General features: G+C 74.8%; 19 protein-coding genes. 11 read left to right on the plus strand and 8 right to left on the minus strand.

Annotation, left to right across the window (positions count from 1 at the left end):
• Positions 1 to 63: 63 nt before the first annotated feature.
• Positions 64 to 477, minus strand: coding sequence for a hypothetical protein (locus I4I81_RS24950; protein WP_218602605.1), 414 nt, complete (start codon positions 475 to 477; stop codon positions 64 to 66).
• Positions 478 to 549: 72 nt separating this feature from the next.
• Entirely contained in the window at positions 550 to 2,967 is a 2,418-nt protein-coding gene (locus tag I4I81_RS24955) for a penicillin-binding protein (RefSeq protein WP_226363558.1), read from the minus strand.
• A gap of 152 nt (positions 2,968 to 3,119) precedes the next feature.
• Between I4I81_RS24955 and I4I81_RS24960 the strand changes: the two genes are divergently transcribed.
• Positions 3,120 to 3,503: a WhiB family transcriptional regulator gene (locus I4I81_RS24960; RefSeq protein WP_218602604.1), complete on the plus strand. Its 384-nt coding sequence runs from the start codon at positions 3,120 to 3,122 to the stop codon at positions 3,501 to 3,503.
• A 2-nt stretch (positions 3,504 to 3,505) separates the two neighbouring features.
• Here the strand turns inward: I4I81_RS24960 and bagB are convergent, their stop codons facing one another.
• Positions 3,506 to 4,657 carry an ArsA family ATPase gene (bagB, locus tag I4I81_RS24965; protein ID WP_218602603.1) on the minus strand — a complete coding sequence of 384 codons (1,152 nt, stop codon included), beginning with the start codon at positions 4,655 to 4,657 and terminating at the stop codon, positions 3,506 to 3,508.
• Positions 4,654 to 5,670 (minus strand): ATPase BagA, encoded by a 1,017-nt coding sequence (gene bagA / locus I4I81_RS24970; RefSeq protein ID WP_218602602.1) that lies wholly within the window; start codon positions 5,668 to 5,670, stop codon positions 4,654 to 4,656. Before bagA ends, bagB begins: the two co-directional genes overlap by 4 nt.
• 72 nt (positions 5,671 to 5,742) lie before the next feature.
• Between bagA and sp36 the strand changes: the two genes are divergently transcribed.
• The 4 genes from sp36 to I4I81_RS24990 are packed head-to-tail and all read left to right on the plus strand — an operon-like array spanning position 5,743 to position 9,688.
• Positions 5,743 to 5,916, plus strand: a complete 174-nt coding sequence (gene sp36 / locus I4I81_RS24975; protein WP_218602601.1) for a Sp36 family protein — start codon at positions 5,743 to 5,745, stop codon at positions 5,914 to 5,916.
• A complete protein-coding gene (locus I4I81_RS24980; RefSeq protein ID WP_218602600.1) occupies positions 5,913 to 6,371 on the plus strand; it encodes a RidA family protein in 459 nt (152 codons plus the stop codon). Before sp36 ends, I4I81_RS24980 begins: the two co-directional genes overlap by 4 nt.
• Positions 6,368 to 6,973 carry a hypothetical protein gene (locus I4I81_RS24985; protein WP_218602599.1) on the plus strand — a complete coding sequence of 202 codons (606 nt, stop codon included), beginning with the start codon at positions 6,368 to 6,370 and terminating at the stop codon, positions 6,971 to 6,973. The genes I4I81_RS24980 and I4I81_RS24985 overlap by 4 nt, the downstream gene beginning before the upstream one ends.
• Before the next feature lie 27 nt (positions 6,974 to 7,000).
• Positions 7,001 to 9,688, plus strand: coding sequence for a hypothetical protein (locus I4I81_RS24990; RefSeq protein WP_218616371.1), 2,688 nt, complete (start codon positions 7,001 to 7,003; stop codon positions 9,686 to 9,688).
• 3 nt (positions 9,689 to 9,691) lie between these two features.
• Here the strand turns inward: I4I81_RS24990 and I4I81_RS24995 are convergent, their stop codons facing one another.
• Complete coding sequence (locus I4I81_RS24995; RefSeq protein WP_226363559.1) at positions 9,692 to 10,570, minus strand: Gfo/Idh/MocA family protein; 879 nt, start codon at positions 10,568 to 10,570, stop codon at positions 9,692 to 9,694.
• A gap of 31 nt (positions 10,571 to 10,601) precedes the next feature.
• On the opposite strand from I4I81_RS24995, the gene I4I81_RS25000 reads away from it, so the two are divergent.
• The gene (locus I4I81_RS25000) at positions 10,602 to 11,414 is read left to right on the plus strand and encodes an NUDIX hydrolase (RefSeq protein ID WP_218616372.1); all 813 of its coding nucleotides are present in this window, start codon (positions 10,602 to 10,604) and stop codon (positions 11,412 to 11,414) included.
• Positions 11,411 to 12,196 carry an MBL fold metallo-hydrolase gene (locus tag I4I81_RS25005; RefSeq protein ID WP_218616373.1) on the plus strand — a complete coding sequence of 262 codons (786 nt, stop codon included), beginning with the start codon at positions 11,411 to 11,413 and terminating at the stop codon, positions 12,194 to 12,196. The genes I4I81_RS25000 and I4I81_RS25005 overlap by 4 nt, the downstream gene beginning before the upstream one ends.
• A gap of 93 nt (positions 12,197 to 12,289) precedes the next feature.
• On the opposite strand, the gene I4I81_RS25010 is transcribed toward I4I81_RS25005, so the two are convergent.
• The 3 genes from I4I81_RS25010 to I4I81_RS25020 all read right to left on the minus strand — a co-directional run bounded on the left by I4I81_RS25010 (position 12,290) and on the right by I4I81_RS25020 (position 14,726).
• Entirely contained in the window at positions 12,290 to 13,528 is a 1,239-nt protein-coding gene (locus I4I81_RS25010) for an MFS transporter (RefSeq protein WP_218605893.1), read from the minus strand.
• Positions 13,529 to 13,632: 104 nt separating this feature from the next.
• Entirely contained in the window at positions 13,633 to 14,307 is a 675-nt protein-coding gene (locus tag I4I81_RS25015) for a Crp/Fnr family transcriptional regulator (protein ID WP_218605892.1), read from the minus strand.
• Positions 14,308 to 14,474: 167 nt separating this feature from the next.
• The gene (locus tag I4I81_RS25020; RefSeq protein ID WP_218605891.1) at positions 14,475 to 14,726 is read right to left on the minus strand and encodes a hypothetical protein; all 252 of its coding nucleotides are present in this window, start codon (positions 14,724 to 14,726) and stop codon (positions 14,475 to 14,477) included.
• Positions 14,727 to 14,967: 241 nt separating this feature from the next.
• On the opposite strand from I4I81_RS25020, the gene nth reads away from it, so the two are divergent.
• The 4 genes from nth (at position 14,968) to I4I81_RS25040 (ending at position 18,481) form a co-directional block, all read left to right on the plus strand.
• Positions 14,968 to 15,744: an endonuclease III gene (gene nth / locus I4I81_RS25025; RefSeq protein WP_218616623.1), complete on the plus strand. Its 777-nt coding sequence runs from the start codon at positions 14,968 to 14,970 to the stop codon at positions 15,742 to 15,744.
• Between the two features lie 214 nt (positions 15,745 to 15,958).
• Positions 15,959 to 16,603 carry a TlpA family protein disulfide reductase gene (locus I4I81_RS25030; RefSeq protein ID WP_226363560.1) on the plus strand — a complete coding sequence of 215 codons (645 nt, stop codon included), beginning with the start codon at positions 15,959 to 15,961 and terminating at the stop codon, positions 16,601 to 16,603.
• Positions 16,600 to 17,274 (plus strand): NUDIX hydrolase, encoded by a 675-nt coding sequence (locus I4I81_RS25035; RefSeq protein ID WP_218606471.1) that lies wholly within the window; start codon positions 16,600 to 16,602, stop codon positions 17,272 to 17,274. The genes I4I81_RS25030 and I4I81_RS25035 overlap by 4 nt, the downstream gene beginning before the upstream one ends.
• 10 nt (positions 17,275 to 17,284) lie before the next feature.
• The gene (locus I4I81_RS25040) at positions 17,285 to 18,481 is read left to right on the plus strand and encodes a MarP family serine protease (protein WP_218616375.1); all 1,197 of its coding nucleotides are present in this window, start codon (positions 17,285 to 17,287) and stop codon (positions 18,479 to 18,481) included.
• Positions 18,482 to 18,492 lie beyond the last annotated feature (11 nt).

Below are 18,492 nucleotides of genomic sequence, written 5' to 3' on the forward strand. Positions count from 1 at the left end.
GGCTCACCTCCTCGGCGCTCGGCGGAACTCACCGGTCGCCAGGGTAACCGGGCCACCGACGGGTCAGCCGTAGAGGATCGCCAGCACCATCTGCAGGGCGATCAGCGAGAACACGGCGACGAAGAACAGCGTGAACAGGCGTGACCCCAGGCGGCTGCGCGCGCGTCGGGAGAGCCCCAGGATGCTCGGCTCCTCGACCACCCGCGGGCGCGCCGAGGGCACGGGCGGGCGGTGCTCGCGACGGGTCGCGAGCTCGGTGACCGGCCGGACCGGGCGGTCGGCCGACGGGCGAGGGGCCGGCGGGACGGGCGCCGCGGCAAGCCGCTCCGCGGGCGGGGTCACCGGCATCCGCCGCCACGGCGGCGCGAGCCCGTCGACGAGGTCGTCGGCGTCCAACAGGGCGAGACCTCCCGACCGGGACGTGATCGGCACCGCCTCGGCGAGACGGGAACCGTCCGGTGCGTCGCCGAGCCTCATGGACGGCGATGTTAGGCCGCCCGTGCGGTGATCACCCGCGGTACGGCGGCCGACCACCCGCACGGGCGAAACTCATCCCCCGTCGGCGGGAGGTGCGGCCCCGTCGCCCGGAGGGGCTCCCCCTCCGTCACCGCCGTCCGGCGGGGGCACCTCACCGCCGTCGGTCGGGGCCTCGGTGGGTGCCTCCGGCGGCGGCGGGACCTCGCCGCTGCTGATCGTCAGCACGATCGTCTCGCCGGGCAGCGCGGTGCCCCGCGGGCTCTGCCCGATCACGGTGCCGCGCGACGCCGCGTTGTCCTGCGTGCGCGTGGTGACAACCCAGCCCGCCGACTCCAGGGTGGCCCGGGCGTCGTTCTGACCGCTGCCGACGACGTCGGGGACACGGGACTCGGCGCCGCCCTCCAGGTAGCGCTCGTCGACGGCGGGCAGGGGGCTGACCGGCTGGCCCTCCAGCAGCGGCGTCATCGTGCCGAACCATGTCTCGGCGGGTGTCTTGCCGCCGAAGATGTTGCCGCTGCGGCAGGCGAACGGGGCGCCCGCACCGTCGCAGAGCTGGTCGGGGCGGTTGTCGTTGTCGTAGGTGATGACCGCGCCGGAGATCGTCGGCAGGTAGCCGAGGAACGCCGCCGACTTGTGGTCCTGGGTCGTGCCGGTCTTGCCTGCCATCGGGCGGTCCCAGCCGACCTGGCGCGCCGCGCCACCCGCGGTGCCGCCCGGCAGGTCGTCCTTGCTCATCGCCGTCATCATCGCGTTGGCCAGACCCTGGTCGACGACCTGCTCGCACGGCGCCTCGGTGACCGGCACCGGGTTGCCGACGGAGTCGGTGATCGACGCGATCGGCGTCGGCGGGCACCACATCCCACCGCTGGCCAGCGTCGCGCCGACGTTCGACAGCTCCAGCACGCTCGTCGGGCTCACGCCGAGGGTGAACGACGCCTGCCGCTGCGCCTTGGTGACCTCGGCGATCGAGCGGTCGGTCGGCTGGCCGGTGTTCGGGTCGACGAAGCGCTCCGTGGCCAGCGACCGCATGCCCAGGCGCACCGCCATGTCGACGACGTCGGGCACGCCGGTGAACTCCATCAGCTTGACGAACGCGGTGTTCGGCGACTGCGCGAGCGCGTCGGACAGGGAGAGGCGCTCGGCGTAGTTGCCGGAGTTCTGGACGGGCAGCGGGCGGCCGCCGCCGTCGACGTAGATCGGGGAGGCGTACCCGCTCGGCGGCACCGAGAGCTGGTAGTTGATGCCGAGCCCCTTCTCCAGCGCCGTGGCGGCGGTGAAGGTCTTGTAGACCGAGCCCGCGCCGAGCGGGACCGGGATGTAGGGCAGCCCGTAGCTGGTCTCCAGCGCGTCCCCGTCGAGGCCGTACACGCGGCTGGAGCCCATCGCGAGCACCTCGTGCCGGTCGGTGCCGGGCCGGACGGTGGCCATCACGTTGGCGACGTTCGGCTGGTCCGGCGGCACCTCGGCGGTGAGCGAGGCCTGCATGGCGTCGAGCACGCCGCGGTCGAGCGTGGTCTGGATCGTGTAGCCACCGCGGCGCAGCTGCTCGGTGGAGAAGCCCGCCTCGGTGAGGTACTCCTGCACGTACTGGCAGAAGAACCCGGCCGGCCCCGCACCGATGCAGCCGTTGGCCTGGGTGTTGAGCGGCTGCGCGATCCCCAGCCCCTGGGCCAGCGCGGCGTCGGCCTGCGTCTGGTCGATCATCTGCTGCTCCAGCATCTGCTGGACCACCAGGTTGCGCCGCTCGACAGCGGCCTGCGGGTTCTGCACCGGGTCGGTCGCGGTGGTGCTGCGGACCATGCCCGCGAGCAGCGCGGCCTGCGGCACCGTCAGGTCGGCGGGGGTGACGCCGAAGTAGGTGCGCGCGGCGGAGGAGATGCCGGCGGCGCCGTTGCCGAACGGGACGATGTTGAGGTAGCGGGTGAGGATCTCGTCCTTGCTCAGCGACTGCTCGAGCTGCAGCGCGATCTGGGCTTCCTTGAGCTTGCGCGCCGGGGTCTGCTCGGTGGCCTTGAGCCGCTCGGTCTCGGTCTGCGCGTCGACGTAGAGCAGGTAGTTCTTGACGTACTGCTGCGTGAGCGTCGAGGCGCCCTGCTCGATGCTGCCGGACACCGAGTTGGTGACGACGGCGCGCACCGTGCCCTGCCAGTCGACGCCCTGGTGCTGGTAGAAGCGACGGTCCTCGACGGCGACGATCGCGGCCTTCATGGCCGGGGAGATCTCGTCGGAGGTGACCGAGCGCCGGTTCTGGTCCGGGACGAACAGCTGCGCGATCGTGTTGCCCGCGTTGTCGGTGACGATGGTCGTCTGGGGCAGCGGCTGGTCGAGGACCTCGGTGGACACGCTGCCGACGCTGTCGCTGGCGTCGTTCGCGACGAGCCCGAGCCCGATCGCGGCCGGGAACGCGATGCCGGCCGTGACGACCCCCGCCAGAACGCAGAGGCCGAGCAACAGGCCGACCGGCCGGATCAGATGGCGCGGGAAGCTCACGGAGCGCGAGCGTACGCCGCCCGATGTCGGGCCCCGGTCAGGTCGGGGTGCCCTCCCGTCGGAACCGAGTATTTTTGCTCCCTCCCGGAGGGAACCGCGGCGCCCCAGGATCCGTCTGTAGCGGGTCGAGTCGACCTACCTCGGGAGGGGCCATGACGGAGCGGTGGAACTGGCGGAGCGCGGCGCGGTGCCGCACGGACGACGCCGACGAGCTGTTCGTGACCGGCGCGCAGCAGCGGGAGGCGCGGATGTTCTGCCGCTCCTGCCCCGTCCGCACCGAGTGCCTGGCCCACGCGCTCGACGAGGCCGTCGAGTTCGGGGTGTGGGGCGGGATGACCGAGCGCGAGCGCCGCGCCCTGCTGCGCACCCGGCCCGAGGTCACGTCCTGGTACGACCTGCTGACGGGCGCCCGCACCGCCCACTACGCCGCCGACCCGGACGCCAGGCCCTTCGAGCACACCGCCACGGGGCTGGCCAGGGCCGCGGAGCACGCGGTGGCCGAGCGGACGGCGCGGCGGCTGAGCGAGTCGGCGTAGGCCTACTGGGCCGTGCGCAGCGGGGTCGGGGTCGGCGGGGGTGTGGCCGCGGCGGCCAGCCGGTTGCCCACCTCGCGCAGCCCGTCGAGGTCGGAGATCTCGGCCGCCACCACCGGCACCCGGGCCACGGCGACGCCGGGGTGGGCGTTGGCGAAGCGGGCGAGCAGGCGCTCCTCGCGCTCGGCGAGGTCGACGCGGTCGGCGTGCAACCGCAGCACCGCGGTGGCCAGCGGGGCGCCGCGCAGGCCGTCGGCCACATCGCGGGCCTTGCCTGCCGACAGCTCGGCACGGGCCGGGTGGGTGCGGTTGAGCACGAGCCCGGCCAGCGGCATCCCCTCGCCCGCGAGGCGCTCCACGAAGTACGCGGCCTCGCGCAGGGCGTCCGGCTCCGGCGACGCCACCACGACGAACGCGGTGCCCGGGGAACGCAGCAGCGCATAGGTGGCCTCGGCGCGCTCGCGGAAGCCGCCGAACATCGTGTCGAAGGCCTGCACGAACGCCGACGCGTCGGCGAGGAGCTGCCCGCCCAGGATCGTCGAGACCGCCTTCGCGAACAGCGAGAACCCGGCCCCCACGATCTTCATCAGGCCCCGCCCGCCGGCCCGCGCGGGAGCCGACAGCAGCCGGATCATGCGGCCGTCGAGGAAGGTGGACATGCGCTGCGGGGCGTCGAGGAAGTCGAGCGCCGACCGCGACGGCGGGGTGTCGACGACGATCAGGTCCCAGTCGCCGGTGGCCGCGAGCTGCCCCAGCTTCTCCATCGCCATGTATTCCTGCGTTCCGGAGAACGACGAGGAGATCGTCTGGTAGAAGGGGTTGCTGATGATCGTCTCGGCCCGGCCGGGCTCCGCGTGCGTCTCCACCATCTCGTCGAAGGTGCGGCGCATGTCGAGCATCATCGCGTGCAGGTCGCCGTCGGCGTCGGCGACGAGACCGGGCTCGTTCGTCAGCGCCTGCAGGCCCAGCGCCTGGGCGAGGCGCTTCGCCGGGTCGATCGTCAGCACGACGGTGCGGCGGCCGCGCTCGGCGGCCCGGATCGCGAGCGCCGCGGACGTGGTGGTCTTGCCGACCCCGCCCGAGCCGCAGCACACGATCACGCGGGTCAGCGGGTCGTCGATGAGGGCGTCGACGTCCAGCTCGGGTGCGGTCCTCACACCGGCACCCCGGATCCTGCGCCCTGCTCCACCAGTTCCTCCGTGAGTTCGTACAGCGAGCCGAGGTCGACGCCGTCGAGCAGCGTCGGCAGCTCCAGGCGCGGTCGGTCGGTGCCGGCGTCGAGGCGGGCGAGCGCCAGGCCCTCGGCGTGGATGCGGACGGCGTGGTCGACGGTCTCGGCCACCAGCCCGTCGATGACGTCGGGGGCCAGGTCGAGCCCGGCCGAGGCCAGACCGGCGCGGATGCGCTCCGCGTCGACCCGGCCGTTGGCGGCGGCCGTGACCGAGCGGTCGGGCAGCCACTGTGGCCGGACCTGGTTCACGATCACCGCACCCGGCCTCAGCTCGGCGTCGCGCAGCTGCTCGATCGCCTCCAGCGTCTCGGTGACGGGCAGGTCCTCCAGCAGTGTCACCAGGTGCACCGCGGTGAGCGGGGAGTGCAGCAGCTTCACCACGCCCTCGGCCTGGGTGTGGATCGGGCCGACCTTCGCGAGGTCGGCCATGGCCTTGGTGACGTCGAGGAAGCTGACGACGCGGCCGGTGGGCGGTGCGTCGAGGACGACGGCGTCGTAGACGGGGGTGCCGTCCTTCTCCTTGCGGGTGACGCACTCCTTGACCTTGCCGGTCAGCAGCACGTCGCGCAGGCCCGGCGCGAGCGTGGTGGCGAACTCGATCGCGCCCATCTTGCGCAGCGTCCGCCCGGCCATCCCGAGCCGGTAGAACAGCTCGAAGTACTCCAGCAGCGCGGCCTCGGGGTCGATCGCCAGCGCGCGGACCTCGCCGCCGCCGGGGGCCACCGCGATCCGGCGCTCCTCGTAGGGCAGCGGCGCGGTGTCGAACAGCTGCGCGATGCCCTGCCTGCCCTCCACCTCGACCAGCAGCGTGCGCTTCCCACCCGCGGCCAGCGCGAGCGCGAGTGCGGCGGCCACCGTGGTCTTGCCGGTGCCGCCCTTGCCGGTGACCACGTGCAGCCGCGCCTGCGCGAGCTGATCGGGCCACCCCGGTGTCGTCATGTCCGCCAGGTTACGAGCCGACGACCTGCCCGGTCGCCCGATCGGGGTGAGGCGCTGGCTACAGTCCCCTCCATGAGCTCCCCCTCAGCGACCAGGTGGGAATACCTCACCGCCCCCGTCCTGATCCACAACACGCAGGCGATCCTCAACAACTTCGGCCGCGACGGCTGGGAGCTGGTGCAGGTCACCACCGGCGCCAACGGCGAGCAGCTGGTGGCCTGGTTCAAGCGACCGGCGCAGACGTGAGCGCTTCCGCGAAGCTCCGCGAGCTCGGGATCGAGCTGCCGACCGTCGCGGCGCCCGCGGGCGCCTACATCCCGGCGCGGCGCACCGGGAACCTCGTGTTCACCGCGGGGCAGGTGCCCTTCGTCGACGGCAAGCTCCCGGCCACCGGCAAGGTCGGGGCCGAGATCGACGTCGACACCGCCCGTGATCTGGCCCGCACCTGCGCCCTCAACGCGCTCGCCGCCGTCGACGCGCTGGTGGGGATCGACGCGATCGTCGGTGTCGTGAAGGTGGTCGGGTTCGTCGCCTCCGCGCCCGACTTCACCGGCCAGCCGTCGGTGATCAACGGGGCGTCGGAGCTGCTCGGTGAGGTCTTCGGCGAGGCGGGCGCGCACGCCCGCTCGGCCGTCGGGGTCGCGGTGCTGCCCCTGGACGCCCCGGTCGAGGTGGAGATCGTCGTCGAGGTGGCGGGATGACCTCGGCGGAGCGGTCGACGCACGACCTGCTGGTCGCGCTGGCCGGGCGGCTGCCCGACGAGGTGCTGTGGCGGCTGCGCGACTGGCTCGCCGCCGGCGCTCACGAGCCGCTGGCCGCGATGCTCACCCGCGAGCTGCTGCGCCACCGCCTCGGACTCACCGACGCCGAGCGCACGCTGCTCGTGGCCGGTGCGGGCGAGTGGGGGGCGTCGCGGCGGCTGCTGGAGGCGGTCCTCCCGCTCGACGGGCCGCTGCACACCGACGTCGTGTTCCGCTCCGGCCCCGACGCCCTCGACGCCGCCGCGCTGAGCGTCCTCGGGGTCGTCCGCGGCCACCCGGGATGCGTCGAGCTGCGCCAGGCGTGGCGGGTCGGACCACGGGGCGACCAGCGCGTGCTGGTCGTCCACGGCGGTGAACGGCCGTGGACGCTGGCCGGCACGCTGCAGCGCGTCCTGCGGGCCCACGGCGACCGCACACCGTGCGTCGAGGTGCTCCCGGCGCACGGGGAACCCCCGGCCTACCACCAGGCGGCCATCATCGGATCGGCGCCGCTGTGGCAGTCGACGGCGTCGTCGTCGATGGAGCCCGTCGCAGCCGGCTGAGACGCAACGCACGGAACGGGAGGGCCGGTGGACGACCGGACGACGGGCGACTCGCCCCACGAGATCCTGCTGGCGCTGGCCGGCCGCATCGACGACGACCTGCTGGCCTGGTGCCGCGAGCTCGTCGCGGTCGGCGAGGACGGCCGGGCACTGGAGCTGATCGCGGGCACGCTCGTGGCCGACGGCACGGCGCTCCCGCCCGGTGACCGGGCCGCGGTCGTCGCGGCCGCGCGGGCCGCCCGCACCGATCTCGACGTCGACGCGGTCCTGCCGCCTGCCGCCGCCGAGGCCGTCACCGCCCACCGCTTCGACGCCGGTCACGGCATCGAGAACCTCGCCGCCGCCGTGGGGGCCCTGCCCGAGCGCCTGGTCGCGGGTTGCCGCACCTGGGTCACGTTCCGGACCACGCCCGCCGGGTCCGCACCGGGCCCGCTGCCGCAGCCCGTCGTGCTCGTCGAGGTGGCGGCCGACGACCAGCGCCCGGTCGACGTGCTGGGCTACCAGCTGGCCATCGCCTGCGCCCGCGTCGGCGCTCCGGCCGCGGTGGAGGTCGTGGTCGCTGGGTCCGTCCGGCCCGGCTACCAGCTCGCCGCGCTCGCCTCCGCCCTCCCGGTGCACGGCGCCGACGAGGAGTCGGCCTCGCTCGACACCGACACCTTCGCAGTCCAGACCCCCGCCCCGCCGTCGCCGGACTCCGAGGTGGAGACGCCGGCGGCCGGGATCCCGGAGTCGCCCGCCGGGTCCGCGTGGCCCTCGCTCGGGAGCCTGGTGATGCCGCCCTCGGCACGGGCTTTCCGCTCCCCCGAGCCGGACACCGCCGACGCGGCCCCCCTCGACCGCCGGTCCCGGCGCGAGGCCCGCGAGTCGGAGGACGCCCGTGCCGCGGGGTCCTGGGACTTCGGGGCCGCGTCGGCCGACCGCATCACCCCCGCCGGGGGGACCCCCGCGGTCCGGCCGTTCGTCGACGAGGGGGTCGGCGGTTCCGCGCTGTTCGGCCGCGACCGTTCCGACGTCGACGGGTCCGACGACGACCGGGCCGAGGGCTCCCGGGCCGACGACGACCGGGCCGACGACGACCGGGCCGACGAGCACCGGTCCGATCTGTCCCGGACCGACCCGTACCCGTCCACGGCGGACCGTGGCCACGGTGCGGATGTCGATCGCGCTGACGTCGATCGCGCTGACGTCGATCGCGCTGACGTCGATCGCGCTGACGTCGACCGCGCTGACGTCGACCGGACCGACGTCGGCGGTGCCGACCCCGACCGTGCCGACTCCGACCGTGCCGACCCCGTCCGGCCCGACGATCACCGGTCCGTCGGCGATCCGGTGGACGCCGGTCGACGCGGCCCCGGGATCTCCGACACCGGCTTCCTCGCGCCGGAGCGGTCCGGCATCGACCTGTCCGACGACGAGGGGTCGGCTCCCGGGCCTCCTGCGGCCGGGCGCCCCGACCTCGACCGCCCCGACCTCGACCGGACCGATGTCGACCGGACCGATGTCGACCGGACCGATGTCGACCGGACCGATGTCGACCGGACCGATGTCGACCGGACCGACGTCGACCGGACCGACGTCGACCGGACCGACGTCGATCGGACCGACGTCGATCGGACCGACGTCGACCGGACCGACGTCGACCGGACCGAAGACGGCCGGACCGACGTCGACCGGACCGAAGACGACGGCCCCGGGCCGTCCGGTGCCGCCCCCGGTCTGTTCGGCGTCGACCGGGCCGATCCCGGCCCCGGGACGGACCGCGGTGCGCAGCCGCTCTCGGGCTGGCCCGCCATCGCCCGGTCCCGGTCCGCGGCGTTCGCCGCCGGGTCGTTCGGCACCGCCGACGACGATGCGACCGACACCGAGACGCGCCTCGCCGACGGCCCGCCCGCCCCGGTCACCCCGCTGCGGTCCCGCACCGACCTGCCGCGCCCGCGCCCCACCGCGGTGCCCCCGCTGCCGCGGCCGGCCGATCCCGAGCCCCCCACGCCGCTGGCCCGGCGACGCCCGCTGGCGCCGGTCTCCGACTTCCCCCGCCACCCGGCCCCCGGGTCCGACGCCCCCGCACTGGCCTCCATCGGCGATCCGTTCGGCGGCCCGATCGACGACCGCGAGGTGTCCCTGACGCTGCCCGCGATCGACGAGGCCGACCCGCTCGGCGTCGGCCGGCTCCCGGTCGAGCACGAGGGCGGGCACCGCGACGACGGGAACGACGGCGAGGCGGCCGCTCAGGTCGCCGATGACTGGCTGGCCGACTGGATCTCCGGTGACTGGGCGATGTCGCGCTCGGCGACGGGCCCCGACCCGCTCGACCCGGAGCAGCCCCTTCCGGGTCCGCCGACGGCGGTCGAGGCCGAGCAGATCGACGCCACTCCTCGGCCGGACGCCCCCCACGAGCGGCCGCGGGCGACCCCGCGGCCCGCTCCCCGGCCCGTTCCGCAGCCGTCCGCCCGACCCGCTCCGCTGCCCCCGCGACCGTCCCCGGTCCGGCCCCCGTCCCCCGAGGCACAGGCCGATCCGACCGCGGAGACGGCCGCGCGGCTCTCCGAGGCCGATCGCGACCTTCTCGCCCGCCTGCAGTCCGAGCTGGGTGGGGACGCGCCCCGGCCGCGCGTCTCGCGTCGGGCGGGCATCGCAGGCGAGAACGGCAACGGTGCCCCGCGCCCCGCTCCGAACGGCCGCGGGCCGCACCCGCCGCCGGACATCGCGGGCTGATCCTCAGCCGGCGACCCGGCCCACCTCGTCGACGATCTCCTGCAGGCGCAGCCCGCGGGCGGCGTCGAGGACGACCGGCGGGCCGCCGTGCACGGCGCCGACGAACCCGTCGAGCAGCCGCCTATAGCAGGTGCGGGCGTCGGCGGCACCACCGGAGAAGCGGTGCCGCCCGACGCCGCCGAACACCGTCAGCTCGATCTCCGACGGGTCGACGGGCAGCCGCAGCGAGACCGTGACGGTGCTGTGCGCGCCGCCGTCGTGGCGCAGCGCGAAGCGCCAGAGGTCGGGCTCGTCGAGGTGGGCCCAGTCGACGCCGGTGACGGGTCCGAGGGCGGTGTCCAGCAGGTCGATCACGTGCGGGCCGAGGTCGAGGAGCGCGCCGCGCTCGGCCCGCCATGTCGACGTCGCGTACGGCCCGCCGAGCAGGGAGCCGGACAGCCAGCGGATCGCGCCGACGGTGTCGGGGCCCGCCCCGGCGGGGACGCCGGAGAGCCAGTCGGCGATCCCGGCGTCGTAGCGCAGCGTCAGCACGACCGCCGAGACCACACCGGCCGCGGCCTCGGCGACCGCGCGGGCCCCGTCGAGGTCGGCGGCGAGCGGCTTCTCGCAGATCAGGTGCTTCCCGGCGACGGCGGCCCGGACGGCCAGCTCGCCCTGCACCTGCGGGGGCACCGCGAACGCCACGGCGTCGACGTCGTCGAGCAGCTCCTCGAACGACCCGACGGCCCGCCCGCCCAGCTCACCGGCGAGCTCCGCGGCCACCTCGGGTCGCCGGGTCCACAGCGTCGTCAGCTCGGTGCCGGGGTGCGCGACCAGCGCCGGCCCGTGCACCCGCCGCGCCCACGGCCCGCCCCCGACCAGTCCCACCCGCACAGTCCGCACGGGACCACATCATGCCCTTTAGGGTGCGTGAGTGACCCCCGAACCGGTCGTACCCCGACCCGCCGCGACCGTGCTGCTCCTCCGGGACACCCCCGCCGAACGGCCGTTGCAGGTGTTCCTGCAGCGCCGGGTGGCCGGGATGGCGTTCGCGGGCGGGATGACGGTGTTCCCGGGCGGCGGGGTCGACGCCGCCGACACGCCCGACCCCGTGCTGTGGGAGGGCCCGGACCCGTCGTGGTGGGGCGAGCGGTTCGAGGCCGATGCCGAGGCGGCCGGGCGGCTCGTGCACGCGGCGGTGCGAGAGGTGTTCGAGGAGTGCGGCGTGCTGCTCGCCGCCCGTCCCGACGGCTCCGCCCCCGACCCGATGATCCTCGTGCAGGCGCGCGCCGACCTCGTCGCGCACCGCCGGACCCTGCGTGACGTCCTCGTCGAGACCGGCCTCGTGCTGCGCGCCGACCTGCTCGACGCGTGGTCACGCTGGATCACCCCGGAGGAGTCGCCGCGGCGCTACGACACCGCGTTCTTCGTCGCCGCGGTGCCGCACGGCCAGCAGGCCGACGCGCACACCACCGAGGCCGTCGAGGCGGCGTGGTGGCACCCCGCGGAGGCGCTGGAGCGCTGGAAGGCGGGCGAGATGGAGCTGATGGCGCCCACGTTCCGCACGTTGCAGGAGATCGCCGAGCACCCCGACACCGCGTCGGTGCTCGCCGCGGCCGCCGCGCGGACCGTGCGGCCGGTGATCCCGCGCGTCAAGCGCGAGGGTGACGAGGTGGTGGTCGTGCTGCCCGGCGACGAGGGGTTCGAGGTCGCGGCGGGCCATCTGCGGCCGGGGGACCTCCGATGACCCACCCCGCCTACCGGACACTGCGCCCGGTCACGCCGCTCGCGTCGGTGCTGCTCGCCGACAATCCCTCCCCGATGACGCTGGAGGGCACCAACACCTGGGTGCTGCGCGCGCCCGGGGTGGAGGAGTGCGTCGTCGTCGATCCCGGTGACGACGAGATCGGGCACCTCGAACGTGTCGCCGCCCAGGGCCCCGTCGCGCTCGTCCTGCTCACCCACCGCCACCACGACCACGCCGGCGGGGCCGCGCGCTTCGCGGAGCTGACCGGGGCGCCGGTGCGGGCGCTCGATCCGTCGCTGGTGCTGGGCTCCGAGGCGCTCGGTGTCGGCGACGTGGTGGCACTGGCGGGCGTCGAGCTGCGGGTCGTCGGGACACCGGGGCACACGTCGGACTCGGTGTCGTTCCTGCTCGACGGGCCCGGCGCGGAGCAGGCCGTGCTCACCGGCGACACGATCCTGGGCCGCGGCACCACCGTCATCGACCACCCCGACGGCAGGCTGGGTCCCTACCTCGACTCGCTGCGCCGCCTCGCGGATCTCGCGCCCGGCACCGCGGTGCTCCCCGGTCACGGGCCGGAGCTGCCGGACGCCCCCGCCGTCGCCACCGCCTACCTGGCGCACCGCGAGCAGCGCCTCGACCAGGTCCGCGGCGCACTGGTGACCCTCGGTGTCGACGCGACCGCCCGCCAGGTGGTGGAGCTGGTGTACGCCGACGTCGACGAGTCGCTGTGGCCCGCGGCCGAGTGGTCGGTGGAGGCCCAACTGGCCCACCTACGGCCCTGACGTCCATCGAACTGCAGTGGGGTGGCTTCACTCCGACCAGATCGGAGTGAAGCCACCCCACTGCGACCGGGTCCGGGTCGCGCCGGGCGGGCGTCAGGCGGTCGTGAGCTGTTCCTGCGGCTCCGGGGCCAGGGTGGTGCGGCGCCACCACAGGACCCCGGCCACCAGCGCCCCGGCGAGCCCGCCCACCAGGAACGAGCTCGCCGCCCCCGCGACGTCGACGGCGACCCCCGCCGCGACCTGACCGGCGGAGATCCCGAGCACCGCCGCGGTGACGATCCAGCCGAAGCCCTCCGTGGCCGTCCCGGCGGGCGCGGCCGCCTCGACGCCGAGCGAGTGGGCAGTGACCTGGGGCGTGATCAGCGCACCGGCCGCCAGCATCGCGACGACGAGTACCGGCAGCGACGCGAGCGGCCCGACCAGCGCCATCGCCATCACGCAGACGGCGAAGGCCCCCAGCAGGAACGGCATCCGCAGGTGCAGCGGGCGGGGCCACGGGCGCAGCGAGTAGAGGACGCCGGCGAGCACCGAGGCCACCGACCATGCGGAGAGCAGCAGCCCGCCCAGGGTCGGGGACCCCTGCTCGGTGGCCACCGCGTTGACGCCGACCTCGACCGACCCGATCACGAGCCCGAACCCGAGCGACGCCAGCGCGACGGTGCGCATCCCGGGCCGTGCCACCGCGCCGAGCAGGCCGATCGACGGCCCTCCGACGGCGGGTACCTGCGTGCGCACCGGGCGGCTGAGCGCGAACACGGTCGTGCCCGCCACCATGCCGGAGACCGCGACGACCAGTGCGGTGCCCGGCCACGGGGCCGTCACCAGGAACGCGGCGAGCGCCGGGCCGAGGATGAAGAAGGTCTCCAGGCTGATCGCCTCGTAGCTGTAGGCCGCGTCCCGGCGCGGGCCGGCGGGCACGAGCCGCCCCCACAGCGCCCGCGACGCCCCGGGCATCGCCGGCCGCACCAGCCCCGACAACGCCGCCGCGGCCACCATGACCGGGATCGCCGCACCGCTCTCGATGACGAGGATCAGCCCGGTCGCGGCGACGGCGTACAGCCCGGCCGCGAGCAGCAGCGGCCGCATCGGCCCGACCCGGTCCATCCAGCGTCCCTGCGCGACCGCGCCGAGCGACTCCCCGGCGAGCGTGCCTGCCGACACCACGGCCGCCACGGCGTACGAGCCCGTCGCGCGCTGCACGTAGAGCAGCACGGCCAGGGTCGTCATGGCGATCGGCAGCCGCGCCAGCGCGGAGGCGAGCGTCGGCACGAGCGCACCGGGAGAGGTCAGGGCGGCGCGGTAGTCGGCCAGGGCCGCGGACGAGGAGGACACGTCCAGCAGGGTCGCACAATCTGGCACGCCCGTACCACTTTATTGTCACCGGACGCGACGAACAGCACCTCCCCGACCGGGGAGGTGCTGTTCGTCGCAGGGGTCTAGCGGGCCCGGCGGGCCAGCCGCTCGGGCTCCAGGATGAGCACGCTCTTGCCCTCCAGGCGCAGCCAGCCGCGGTGGGCGAAGTCGGCGAGGGCCTTGTTGACGGTCTCGCGGCTCGCGCCCACGAGCTGCGCGATCTCCTCCTGCGTCAGGTCGTGCGTGACGCGGAGCAGCCCCGACTCCTGCGACCCGAACTGGCGCGCCAGCTGCAGCAGCGACTTCGCCACGCGGCCCGGCACGTCGGTGAAGATCAGGTCGGCGAGCATGTTGTTGGTGCGCCGCAGCCGGCGCGCGAGCACGCGGAGCAGCTGCTCGGCGATCTCGGGGCGCTTGCCGATCCACTCCCGCAGTGCGGTGCGGTCCATCGTGTAGGAGCGGACCTCCGTGACGGCCGTGGCCGACGACGTCCGCGGGCCCGGGTCGAAGATCGACAGCTCACCGAACATGTCGGACGGGCCGGCCACCATCAGCAGGTTCTCGCGGCCGTCGGGCGACTTGCGGCCGATCTTGACCTTCCCGGACGCGACGATGTAGAGACGGTCGCCCGGCTCACCCTCCGCGAAGATCACGTGCCCACGCGGGAACTCCGCCGGTTCCAGCGCCTGCGCCAGGGCGTCGGCCGCGTGCGGCTCGACCCCCTGGAAAATGCCTGCGCGGATCAGAATCTCGTCCACTTCACCGCTCCTCGTCCCGGCCGCTGCCCCGCGGCGGATCACCGGCGCGCCAGTCTAGGGGGTGCGCCCGGAGTCTGTGACGTCGCGCGGGTCGTTTTCCGTGCACGACCGGGCGACATCGGGGTCGAACCACCGTCCTCCACCCGAACCGGGAGCCCCGGAGGAGGTCAGGCGGCCTTGTCGCGCTTCTGCGGCTTGCGACCGCGCGGCGCGCGGTTGCGCAACCGGAACAGCTCCAGCGCGCGGCCCGTGCCCTGACGGAACAGGGCGCGAACCTCGTCCGGACGGGGGCGCTCGAGCAGCTCCTCGAGCTCCTCGGGGCGCACGGTGGACTCCCGCAGCTTGGACTCCACGCGCTCCATGCCGAGCGCGAAGAACATCACCAGCAGCGGTACGAGGACGGAAAGCCAGGCAGTCATGTCGAGGAAGATGCTCCCGCACGGTCCGGAGTTACGGTGGACCGGGGTCGGTGTGCCGCACCGGTGATACCCAAACGTGTCCGGGTGTTCGCCTGTGGTGACCGGCGACGGACCGTCGGGGGGCCGCCGTAGGCTCGACGGTGTGACCGGATCTTCCCCACTGACTCGCAAGGCGGCCGCTCTCGCGAAGCGCGTGGCGGCCGGTGAGCCGTCCCTCGGGCGGTCCCGCCGCGTCGGCCGCATGCTGCGCGAACTCACCGACACCCACGTCGACGCGCACTGCGAGCTCGATTTCCGCACGCCGCTGGAGCTGGCCGTCGCCACGATCCTGTCCGCGCAGAGCACCGACAAGGGCGTCAACCTCGTCACCCCGGCCCTGTTCGACCGGTACCCCACCGCGCTCGCCTACGCGCAGGCCGAGCGGTCCGAGCTGGAGGAGATGATCCGGAGCACCGGGTTCTTCCGGAACAAGGCGTCGTCGCTGATCGGGTTGGGCGCCGCGGTCGTGGACAAGCACGACGGCGAGCTGCCGCACACGCTCGACGAGCTGGTCGGGCTGCCCGGGATCGGCCGCAAGACCGCTAACGTCATCCTGGGCAACGCCTTCGACGTCCCGGGGATCACCGTCGACACCCACTTCGGACGCCTGGTGCGCCGCTGGGGCTGGACGGACCTGGAGGACCCGGTCAAGGTCGAGCACGCGGTCGGCGAGCTGATCCCGAAGCGCGACTGGACGATGGCATCGCACCGCGTGATCTTCCACGGCCGCCGCGTCTGCCACGCCCGCAAGCCCGCCTGCGGCGCCTGCTCGTTGGCCGCCGACTGCCCGGCCTACGGGGAGGGACCCACCGACCCGGTGCAGGCCGCGAAGCTGGTCAAGGGGCCGTCGCGGCCGTTCCTGCTCGCGCACGTCGGCCTGGACGACGACGGCGCGCCCCTCGAGGTCCCCGCCGACTCCCCGGCCGGCCTCGATGCCGCCGCGGCCACCCCGGCCGCGGCGGAGCGGGACGTGCCGTGACGCCGCGCCGCACCCCCCGTCACCCCGCCGGCCCGCCGCGCGCACCCCGTCGCCCCGCGCGCATCCTCGACGGTGCGCGTGGCGACGGAACGTGCGCGTGGGGCGGGGAGCCGCGGTCGGCGGGTCCGCCACGCGTACCTCGTCGCTTCGCGCGCACCCTCGACGGTGCGCGTGGCGTCGGAACGTGCGCCCGGGGCCGCTGCCGGGTCGTCGGGTGAGCGCCCGGGTCGGGCCGGGGCGGGCGGAGGTCGTCTCCACCGCGGTGGTCGTGCTGCTCGTCGCGCTGGCGGTGTTCGCGCTGTGGCCGCGGTCGGCCCCCGACCCGTCGACGGCCGACGCGCCGGTCGCGCAGCAGGCCGTCGCCGTGTCCGACGCCGAGCTGGCCCCGTTGCGCGCCGACGCCGATCTCCCGCCCTGCCCGGTGTCCGCGGCGGCCGCCCCCGACGGGCCACTGGCCGGTGTCACGGTCGCGTGCCTCGGCGCGGAGGGCGCCGTCGATCTCGGTGCGGTCGCCGCGGAGGGGCCCGTGCTGCTCAACCTCTGGGCCTCCTGGTGCGGCCCGTGCCGCGAGGAGCTGCCCGCACTCGCCGAGTACGCGGCGCGTCCCGGCTCGGTGCCGGTGCTGCTGATCGACGTCGACGACGATCCGCGCGCCGCGCTGCGCACGCTCGACGAGCTCGGCGTCGCGCTGCCGTCGGCGCTCGACACGGGCTCCGCGCTGCGCACCGCTCTCGACGTGCCGCCCGGGCTGCCGTACTCCTTCCTCGCGCTCCCCGACGGCACGGTCGGCCGCGTCGACCCCCCGGTGCCCTTCACGAGCGCCGACGCCGTGGCGGCCGCGGTCGCGGAGCTGTCGTGAGCGCGCTGCGCCCCGAGCGGGCCGCCGAGCCGCTGCGCCCGCTGCTCGCCGCCGTCCGCGACGTCGACGCGTTCACCCTGAGCCGCCACCGCGTCCCGCCGCCCGAGGGCGGCCGTCGCGCAGCGGTGCTGATCCTGGTCGGCCACGACCCCGGGCACGGGCCCGACGTGCTGCTGGTCGAGCGCGCGAGCACCCTGCGCGACCACGCGGGGCAGGTCGCCTTCCCCGGCGGCGGCTCCGACGCGGGCGACGCCGACGCCGTCGCCACGGCCCTGCGCGAGGCCGAGGAGGAGACCGGGCTCGACCCCGCCGGCGTCGTCCCGCTCGCCCTGCTCCCCGAGCTGTTCATCCCGCCTTCGGGGTTCGTCGTCACGCCGGTCCTCGCCCAGTGGGAGCGGCCCAGTGCGGTGCGCGCCGTCGACGCCGGGGAGACCGCGGCCGTCGTCCGGGTGCCGCTGTCGGTGCTCGTCGATCCGGCGAACCGGGTCTCGGTGGGCCATCCGAGCGGCTACACGGGCCCGGCGTTCCTGGTCGCGGGCCTGCTCGTGTGGGGCTTCACCGGGGGCCTATTGTCCGCGCTGTTGGATCTGGGTGGGTGGGCGCAGCCCTGGGAGCCGACCCGGGTGTTGGATCTGGACGAGGCGTGGTCGCGAGCCCGCGCAGAAGCATGAGGAGACCGTCGTGAGCTGGGTCGACCTCATCGTGATCGCGCTCGCCCTCGTTGCGGGGGTGTCCGGGTGGCGGCACGGGATGGCCGTGGCGCTGCTGTCGTTCGTCGGGGTGCTGGGCGGGGCGATCCTGGGTGTGCGCCTGGCGCCGCTGCTCGCCTCCGGCATCGAGTCCACCAGCACGCGGATCATCGTCAGCATCGTGGTCGTCGTGCTGCTCGTGGCGCTCGGCGAGACCACCGGTGTCTTCTTCGGCCGCCGCATCCGCGACCGGATCACCGGTGAGAACACCCTGCGCGTCGATTCGACGCTGGGCTCGGTCCTGCAGGCGCTCACGGTCGTCATCGCGGCCTGGCTGGTGGCGCTGCCGCTGGCCTCGGCGAGCTTCCCCGGCCTCGCGTCGGGCGTCCGGAGCTCGGAGGTGCTGCGCGTCGTCGACTCGGTGATGCCGGCCGGGGCCCGCGCGCTCCCCGAGGAGCTCCGCCAGCTCCTCGACACGTCCGGCTTCCCGCGGATCCTCGACTCGTTCGACCGCACGCCGATCGAGGAGGTCGGCCCGCCCGACCCGTCGCTCGCCTCCAGCCCGATCGTCAGCGACGTCGCCGACAGTGTGCTGAAGGTGAGGGGCCGCGCCCCGTCGTGCCAGCGCGCGCTGGAGGGCACCGGCTTCGTCATCGGCGACGGCCTGGTCATGACGAACGCGCACGTCGTCGCGGGCACCGACGACATCGGCGTCGAGGTCGTCAACAGCCGGGGGCGCATCGTCGAGCTGGGCGGCGAGGTGGTCCTCTACGACCCGGCCGTCGACATCGCGGTGCTGCGCATCCCCGACCTCGACGCGCCCACGCTGCCGTTCCGCCCGGCCCCGGCGCAGGTCGGCGAGGACGCGATCATCCTCGGCTACCCGCTCGACGGCCCGTTCACGGCGTCGGCGGCGAAGGTGCGCCAGGAGATCACGCTCAACGGGCCCGACATCTATGACGACGCCACGGTCTCGCGCAACGTCTACACGGTCCGCGCGGTGGTCCGCTCCGGCAACTCCGGCGGCCCGATGATCGACCGCGACGGCCAGGTCATCGGAGTGGTGTTCGGCGCGGCCCTCGACGACAGCGAGACCGGGTTCGTGCTCACCAACGAGCAGGTCGCGGCGTCGGTGAACCCGCAGGCCCAGCTCGGCGCCGAGGTCGACACCGGGGCCTGCGTGAACTGACCGTGCGAGGT

This window comes from Pseudonocardia abyssalis, assembly GCF_019263705.2.
In the GTDB taxonomy this organism is placed as follows: domain Bacteria; phylum Actinomycetota; class Actinomycetes; order Mycobacteriales; family Pseudonocardiaceae; genus Pseudonocardia; species Pseudonocardia abyssalis.

What these genes read in the sequence shown, in the direction of transcription:
- I4I81_RS24950 (WP_218602605.1), bottom strand. Translation starts at nt 477, where the DNA reads ATGAGGCTCGGCGACGCACCGGACGGTTCCCGTCTCGCCGAGGCGGTG.
- I4I81_RS24960 (WP_218602604.1), top strand. Translation starts at nt 3,120, where the DNA reads ATGACGGAGCGGTGGAACTGGCGGAGCGCGGCGCGGTGCCGCACGGAC.
- bagA (WP_218602602.1), bottom strand. Translation starts at nt 5,670, where the DNA reads ATGACGACACCGGGGTGGCCCGATCAGCTCGCGCAGGCGCGGCTGCAC.
- sp36 (WP_218602601.1), top strand. Translation starts at nt 5,743, where the DNA reads ATGAGCTCCCCCTCAGCGACCAGGTGGGAATACCTCACCGCCCCCGTC.
- I4I81_RS24985 (WP_218602599.1), top strand. Translation starts at nt 6,368, where the DNA reads ATGACCTCGGCGGAGCGGTCGACGCACGACCTGCTGGTCGCGCTGGCC.
- I4I81_RS25005 (WP_218616373.1), top strand. Translation starts at nt 11,411, where the DNA reads ATGACCCACCCCGCCTACCGGACACTGCGCCCGGTCACGCCGCTCGCG.
- I4I81_RS25020 (WP_218605891.1), bottom strand. Translation starts at nt 14,726, where the DNA reads ATGACTGCCTGGCTTTCCGTCCTCGTACCGCTGCTGGTGATGTTCTTC.
- nth (WP_218616623.1), top strand. Translation starts at nt 14,968, where the DNA reads ATGCTGCGCGAACTCACCGACACCCACGTCGACGCGCACTGCGAGCTC.